Raw genomic sequence first — 901 nt, 5'->3', positions numbered from 1 at the left:
GGTCTGCCGCCATTGGGGTTGCTCACAAAGTAGGCAGCAGGCGTTAGAGTAATGTACTCGTTGACCGGGAAGCTGTAGTAGACGTCCACAACGAAGGGGCGAGTATCCCACACTCCGTCGTTGTCTGTGGTCACGATTGGCTGCCCAAATACAATCCCACCTTTGGCACCCTCCACGAAGAGGTCGGGGAAAACAAAGCCAAGGAGGAAACCGTTAAAGTCTTCCTCTCCCGGATCCACAGTGCCAGCCGGTACCACATTGGGCAGGTTGTAATCCACATTGCCAGCCGTAAACCAGCCAGACAAGGTAATGCGAGGGCTGATCTCCCAGTTGGCTGCGAACGTAAAAGCATTCACCCGTGCAGAGACATCTACCCGAGTTCTTCTTACCGGTCCACGGAAGAGACTTTTACCCGTGGCCAGGAAGGTGGGGCCGTCGTTCGCCTGCTGCAGGTAGGTGGAAGCAAACTGAAGGTAAAACTCCAAGCCCTTGGTTGGCAAGAAGCCCAGCTCGACGGTGTGAGCGCTATCATCACCTGTCAAGCCACTGTCGCCAAAGCCTCTCCCCAGAGCTTGACCTCTTCTGGTGCTGTAGGCGTAGGCTAAACGAAACTGGTCGCTCAAACGGTAGCGAAAACCAAATAGGGTTCCGCTGGGCACATCTGCCGTAGAGTTGGGAGCATCGGCAAAGTCCGACAGGGCATCAAAGGGCGTGCTGTACTGCAGAACGCTCGACACTCCCGTACCCGTAATGCCCGTGTAGATAGTAGCAGCGCGGTCGAAAGCAGGGAATTGATAAACCAGCTGGGCAAGGGTGAAGGTACCACCCGCACCCCCCTGGAAGCCAACGCCTGGGTCACCCTCAAAGAAGGTGGTTACCGCATCGCGAGCTTGGAGACGAA

At 56.2% G+C, this 901-nt stretch carries 1 pseudogene; it reads right to left on the bottom strand.

The features are described 5' to 3' along the window. A pseudogene (locus tag NW819_RS14500) lies at nt 1–737 on the bottom strand (S-layer protein); the annotation flags it as partial. Nucleotides 738–901: the final 164 nt, after the last annotated feature.

The organism is Synechococcus sp. R8-2, from assembly GCF_047461715.1.
GTDB lineage: Bacteria > Cyanobacteriota > Cyanobacteriia > Thermostichales > Thermostichaceae > Thermostichus.
The sequence above is the reverse complement of the archived record's forward strand: the minus strand, read 5'-3'. Positions and strand labels throughout refer to the sequence as shown.